Raw genomic sequence first — 6436 nt, 5'->3', positions numbered from 1 at the left:
AGTATCATCGAAGCTCTATATAGTCGCGGGAGCGTTATGCGGCGCTTTTGGAAAATTGACGCGATCAGCATGCCGAAGCCGAACTCCAGAATGATCGAGCTTGTCCAAAACTCCAATGCGCCACCTAACTTCTCCTGATGTCCTACGACCGCAAACAGGCAGATAATCGAGAGCGCCACGGGAATGTAATGACGGCTTGAGATGACCATCGATAACGCAAATATGGTGTAGAAAAGAACTTCGTAATTTAAGCTCCAACCGAGATCGAGAACAGGGTAGAACGTTCCAACGTGTGTGCCTGCAACAGGGAAGAAGGCAAAACTTGCTATGGCGTGAGTGAGAGAGGGCACATTCTTCGCACTCCAGAGGGCAAGCATGATCGATAGCGCTGTAGCGGCCCAGTACATCGGAATGATACGAGCCAGACGTCGGATGAGGAAAATGCGGGCTCCTCCCGGTTGTCCGACCAGACGACTTCCCGAATGAACGATAATGAAACCGGAAATCGCAAAGAATATATCAACGCCGATCCCGCCATTTATAGGAAAGGGCGCGAATGCACCGAATTCACCCGGATGCGTACGGATCGTGCCTTGAAGGTGTCCGAAAACGACCAACGACGCCGCTATCGCTCGAAGTATCTGCACGCCTTCAAGCCGAGTTGTGTCAGCGACTGCAGCCGACAGAGACTTCCCGCTAGCCGGTAAATCCTTTTGAAGGGTGTCTGGCACCAAGTTGGTCATGTTGCGACCCTTAGAAATGTCTTTCCGGGACGCGGATGGTATCGCCGGGGTTTACTGCTGTTCCGGGCGAGAGCTTGTATGAGACTTCGCTGGCGTCCCCCCACCGGGTGATCATGGCGGAACCTTGTTGCGCGCGGTATGTGTAGCCTTTGGCGGTTGCGATCGCCTGGCGCACGGTCATGCCTGGAATGAAGGGATATTGGCCAGGGGCGTTCACCTCTCCAAGAACGAAGAAGGGGCGGTAATGCAAAATCTCCACCGCGACCTTCGGGTCAAGCAGATAGCCGCCTTTGGCGTATGCGGTTCGGACAGCTTCCTGCAATTGTGGAAGCGTCTTTCCGCCCGCGTCGATCGTGCCGATTAGCGGCAGGGCGAGGCGGCCGTCACTGGCGATACTATATTCGCCGTTCAACTTATCCTCGCCATAGAAGATCAAGCGCAACGCATCGCCTGCGCCCAATCGGTACTCCTGTACTTCGGCAACTGTCGGCGCAGCCTGTCGATCGGTGGACGCGCAACCACCGATGGGGAGCGGCAGACATGCCACGGCCCAAACGCCGAGGTAGCGATAAAGAGTGTTTTTCGCTCGCATTATATCGAAACCCTTGTTCTGCACGTATTCAGCGGAGACAATCCACCCAAATCGGATCAAAATCGACCGTCGTTTCACGCATAATTTGAAGGGCAATTGGAAAAGCCCCTACATCTAAGCAATTTTACTAGGTGAAGATTACCGCACGTTTGCGCGCTCGCAACACGAACAACATCGATCATCGTGGCAATTCGGATTGCCCGGCATCGATCGGGCGATATGTACCTCGCTCATGATTTATGTGGCGATCAGACGTTTTTGCGGAGCGGGTTCTCTCGCCCTTGTGCTGGCGGGCCATGCTGCACGTGCACAGGATGTCTCCGCCTCACCAACCGTTGGTACCGTATTCGACCGACAGCGCACCGTCGCTGTTTCGGAACGGGTGCAATCCGGCTTTGAAGAAGTCGGAAAGCGGTTAGACGGCTTCATCATTTATCCGCGAATCACGGCAGTTGTTGCGTTCGACGATAATGTCCGCGCCCGGTCGCAAGACAGGCAAAGTGATGCCGCGCTCTCGATACAGCCCTCGATTAACGCCGTTTCGGACTGGACGAGGCATCAGGTTGGTCTCACGGCGTCTGCAGGGGTGACGCGCTTCCTCAAATTGAAGACTGAAAACACGGAGACGTACTCTGTCCAGGGTGAAGGCCGCTACGATGCCGGCAATGAGGTGCGCCTCTACGGGTTTGCGGGGCTGCGTCGGGACGTAGAGCGACGCAATGCACCGGGGGCGCTGCGCAACTCGTTAAAGCCGCTTGCTTATCAGACCGCAACGGGAGGCGGCCAGCTTACCTGGCAGGGTAGTCGCATGCGGCTTTCTGCAAATGGAACGGTGGCACGCGTTACATATGGCGATTTACGGACGTTCGACGGTGCGCTTCTAAACTCCCGTGATTTGAACCGAACGCGGTATCAGGCTGGTGCCCGGGCGGAGTATGCCATCACCGCGGATCTGGCGGTGCTGGTCAACGGGTCGGTCAGCAAGATCGATTACAATTTGCAGCCGGGTTCGTCGACGCCGGATAGGTCAGCCCGCCGCGCCGAGCTGCTCGGTGGCGTGAGCTTCGAATTCACCGATCTGCTACGCGGTGAAGTGGCGCTCGGCTATATAAAGCAGGACTTTCGCAGTCCTGGCATTCGGGACTTCAGTGGCTTTGGTGGGCGTGCGCGAGTGGAATATTTTCCCACGCGGCTGACCACCGTCACTTTCGATGCATCTCGCACACTGCAGGAAGCGGGCAATCCCCTCGCGCCAAGTTATCGGCGGACCAGAGCCGCGATCCGTGTCGATCACGAACTCTATCGCTATGTCCTTATTTCGGGATTCGCCGATTATGAAACCAATCAGTTCCAGTTACCGCAGCGCACGGAGCGACGGCCGCATGTTGGCCTGAGTGGGCAATACCTGGTCGATCGCCATGTCACTTTGTTTGCGCGGTACGACCATCTGCGGATCACGTCACGACCTACCAATCTGGGTCTTCGGCTGACGGACAACGTCCTCAGCATTGGTGTCCTCTTCAAGCCATGACCGTCATTTCGTCCCAAAGGCGGAGTGACAGGCTGATCACAACCTCGTCGCTGTCAGACAACGGCGTACTCTCAACAGGATTATCCACGTGAGCAACGAACTATCGGCCGCTCAGCATCATGCGCTCGCAGAGCGTGGACGGCACCTTGGTCCGGAAGACAATACCGGTTACTCGGGCGGTGCCGGGGCGGCACAGTTGGATGGTTCACGGTTCGCGCGCTTCCTTAAGGACAACTACAAGCTGTTCTTGGGAATTATGGTCGTGATGTTGAGTCTGGCCGCGCTCTACACTTGGCGGCAGGACCCGGTCTACGAAACCAAGGCAAGCGTCCTGCTCGACCAGCGCAAGAAGCAGGTGGTGCAAGGGCTGGAGGATGTCGTCTCTCCCCTGCCTGCGGACTCCAGCGTGGTGGATACCGAGGTCGAGATGCTGTCGTCGTCCGGGATGGCGTTCCAGGTCGCGCGGCGGGCCGGGTTGATCCCCGATGTCCCCGTCGCGCGCATGTCGCAGCAGCAGCAGGAAGATGCATCGCTGGTGGTGCGCGATATCCTGGAGCATCGCGCGATCAATCGCGTCGGCCTGACCTATCTGATCGACATCCGGTACAGTGCCAACGATCCAGAAACGGCGCAACGGATGGCCAATCTCTACGCGCAGACGTACATCGATTCACAGGTGGGCGTCCGGGTTGAGGAGAACACGCGGGTCAAGCTTCATCTGGAAAACGAGATCGCCCGACTGCGGGGGCAGGTGAAGGCGGCGGACGCTGCCATGGCCACTTACAAGGCGCAAGTCGGCCTGAATGGGAACACCGCGCTCGGCACGCTCACCGAACAGGAAATATCCAGCTACAACCAAACCTTGGCAGTAGCCCGCGCACAAGCGGCGGAGGATGCCAAGCGGCTTGACGCGGCGCGCGCGCAGCTGGCGCGCGGAACCGATAACCTGGGTGATAGCAATGCGCCCGGCATGACGGACCTTCGCTCCCAGCAGACCGCGGCCAGCGCGCAAGTGGCGCAACTGGCCAGTCGCTATGGCGCCAATCATCCTGAATTGATCACCGCTCGCCAGCAACTGCAGGAAATCAATCGACTGCTTGAGGGACAGGGAAGCCGGGTCGTGGCAGGCCTGCAGGCGCAAGCCCAGGCGTCTGCGGGGCGCGCGGCGGAAATTGCCGGACGGCTTTCGGCAACCGAAGGCGAGCTGGCCGGAGCCGACAAGGCGGCGGTGCGGCTGCGCGAATTGGAAGCGGAAGTTGCAGCGCCGAAGACCTTGCTGGAGGCCTATATGTCTCGCCTTGCGCAAATCTCGACGCAAAGCGGGATTGAGCAGGCCGACGGTCGGATTGCCGCCCTTGCGCCCTTGCCGATCGATCCCTCTGGCCCGAGGCTGGGCCTGAACATGGCGGTTGCCGCGGTGCTGGGCTTTATCCTGTTCGCCATCGTGGCGTTGATCCGGCAGGTGTTCGCGGTGGGTGTCAGTTCGCCCGAAGAGGTCGAGAACATCTTCGGGATCGAGTTCCTGGCCGCCGTACCGAGGCTGCGCAACGAAGACGATCTGGCCATCATCAACCAAGTGGTGGAAGCGCCGAACTCGCCTTACGCCGAATCTCTTCGGGCCTTGGCTGCGGGTATCTTCCCGCCCGGACAGGTCCACCCCCGCGTCGTCGCGCTGACATCGCCGCAGGCCGGCGAGGGCAAATCGACAACCGCGATCGCTCTTGGTCGCAGCCAGGCCTTGCGTGGCCGCCGCGTCCTGGTCGTAGATTGCGATTTGCAGCGCCCGACGTTTCACCAGCGTTTCGGGTTCGGTCGTTTCGGCCCGGGCCTGGTCGAGGTCCTGCGCGGGGAGGCGAAGCTGAACGATTGCCTGGTGATCGACGGTCTCACTCCGGCTCGACTCCTCCCGGTCGGGGAAGTGATCGAGGCGGGCCAGTCGATCGCGTTCGACCAACTCCAGGCTTTGATCGGTGAAGCCCGTGACCAGTTCGATCTCATCATTCTGGATTTGCCGCCTGTGCTACAAGTGGCGGAAGCGCGCGTGATCGCCGCCGTCAGCGATGGCGTGGTCCTGTTGACGCGCTGGAAGCATACGTCGCGCCAGGCCATCGAATTCGCCATCACGGTTCTGGCTCGCGCCGGAAGCTCTGTGATGGGCCTTGTGCTGACCGAGGTCCCTGCCGGCAGTGATATGATGTTGGGGAGTTACGCCGAACCCACCGCAGGAAAACTGCGCTTTGCGGGCCACTGAAATTCGGCCTTCGCCACGATGAGCGCTGGGCTCTTGCGTGGGGGCGCTGACTTCCTCCTGAAGGTATTGAGACGATGACGACGGTGTTCGATTGGTTGACGGTGGCAATCTTTGCGGCGCTGGCGGTTGTCTATCTGCAGCGCTCGGTCGGGCCAAGGCCCGCTCATGACGCGGTGTGGAAGTATCTGCCGCCAGCAGCGATCTGCATGATTGCGAACCAGGTGGGCAATGGCGGATGGGCGGTGCCGGCAGCCATTCTGATGTTTGGCGCCATCGCGTATATCTGGTTCATCATCCGCCCCCTCGATCGCGCTTCGTGAGATTGGTTGGTTTCGGTTCGTGACGGCAATCTCTCTTCCAGAGACAGGAGTCGATCTTCTGCCCGGCTCCAGGCCGGTCGGACGGGCGGTGCGAGGCGGTGTGTGGCTAACTTTGCGCCCCTGGATCGCAATGCTGACCAGCCGTTCGGCGCGTCCTCAGGTTATCGCTCTGATCGTACTGATCGCGTTTCTTTCGGTGCTTGCCCTTTTCGCGGCGGGCTCGGTCACGACGATCAGGTCTGTAAGGCCACTGGATGACGCCGAGAGCCTGGCGCCGTTAGCCGCTTTGCCTGGCGTACCGACCGTCGATAGCGATGTCGGCTCTGCCACGCCGGCCCCGGTGACGGGGAACGATGCCCTCTCACTGAACGCGCGTCAGCCATTCGTTGCAGTCGGCGAGACGGCGCGGCCATTCCTTGGCCGGATCACGCTTCACGATCGGCCATTGGCGCGGGGCTGCCTGGCAGCGGCGATGCTGTACGAAGCTGGCCCGGGCGATCTTCTGGGCCAACTGGCAGTCGGCCAAGTCGTGCTGAACAGAGTGGCGCATCCCGCTTTTCCAGGCAGTGTCTGCGGTGTCGTTCTGCAGGGAAGCGAGCGGAAAACGGGGTGCCAATTCACCTTCACCTGCGATGGCTCTCTGGCGCGCCGTTATTCGGCAACGGCCATCGCCGGCGCGCTTGCGCGTGCGGATCGAATGCTGGACGGGCTGGTCCTGCCGGCGGTAGGGCTGGCTACGCATTACCATACGCAGGGCGTCTTTCCGTGGTGGAGCCCGAAGCTGGAAAAGATCGCTCAGGTAGGGCCGCACTTGTTCCTTCGGTGGCCCGGCTACTGGAGCTCTGCCGGAGCGGGCCGTGGCAAGCGATTGGTGCCGGAACCTGCGGCATCGCAACTCGTGGCGGCAGGTTTCCTAGATCGGCCGGCTGAGTTGGGCCAGGAGCGTGGACAAGCTATTGAACCTGCGCTTCGCGATCTTGGTGCGATCCGCAGCCTCTC

At 60.2% G+C, this 6436-nt stretch carries 6 protein-coding genes; 4 read left to right on the top strand and 2 right to left on the bottom strand.

The genetic code is table 11. The features are described 5' to 3' along the window. Nucleotides 1–743, bottom strand: a 743-nt coding sequence (locus tag ACHWRX_RS02980; protein ID WP_394658039.1) for an acyltransferase family protein, incomplete at its 3' end; no start/stop codon positions are given. A gap of 10 nt (nt 744–753) precedes the next feature. Beyond that, entirely contained in the window at nt 754–1335 is a 582-nt protein-coding gene (locus ACHWRX_RS02975; protein WP_394658038.1) for a polysaccharide biosynthesis/export family protein, read from the bottom strand. Nucleotides 1336–1531: 196 nt separating this feature from the next. Here ACHWRX_RS02975 and ACHWRX_RS02970 point away from each other — a divergent pair, with 196 nt between their 5' ends. The 4 genes from ACHWRX_RS02970 to ACHWRX_RS02955 all read left to right on the top strand — a co-directional run. After that, nucleotides 1532–2866: an outer membrane beta-barrel protein gene (locus tag ACHWRX_RS02970; protein WP_394658037.1), complete on the top strand. Its 1335-nt coding sequence runs from the start codon at nt 1532–1534 to the stop codon at nt 2864–2866. An 88-nt stretch (nt 2867–2954) separates the two neighbouring features. Further along, complete coding sequence (locus ACHWRX_RS02965; protein WP_394658036.1) at nt 2955–5117, top strand: GumC family protein; 2163 nt, start codon at nt 2955–2957, stop codon at nt 5115–5117. Between the two features lie 74 nt (nt 5118–5191). Then, nucleotides 5192–5437 carry an XrtV sorting system accessory protein gene (locus ACHWRX_RS02960; protein ID WP_058735024.1) on the top strand — a complete coding sequence of 82 codons (246 nt, stop codon included), beginning with the start codon at nt 5192–5194 and terminating at the stop codon, nt 5435–5437. A gap of 130 nt (nt 5438–5567) precedes the next feature. Beyond that, the coding region (locus ACHWRX_RS02955) for a cell wall hydrolase (protein WP_394658035.1) at nt 5568–6436 on the top strand (869 nt) is incomplete at its 3' end.

Source organism: uncultured Novosphingobium sp., from assembly GCF_964277725.1.
GTDB classification, from domain to species: Bacteria; Pseudomonadota; Alphaproteobacteria; order Sphingomonadales; family Sphingomonadaceae; genus Novosphingobium; species Novosphingobium fluoreni.
The sequence above is the reverse complement of the archived record's forward strand: the minus strand, read 5'-3'. Positions and strand labels throughout refer to the sequence as shown.

Excerpts from the sequence above, each read along its gene's own strand:
- ACHWRX_RS02960 (WP_058735024.1), top strand. The coding sequence starts at position 5,192 with ATGACGACGGTGTTCGATTGGTTGACGGTGGCAATCTTTGCGGCGCTG.
- ACHWRX_RS02975 (WP_394658038.1), bottom strand. The coding sequence starts at position 1,335 with ATGCGAGCGAAAAACACTCTTTATCGCTACCTCGGCGTTTGGGCCGTG.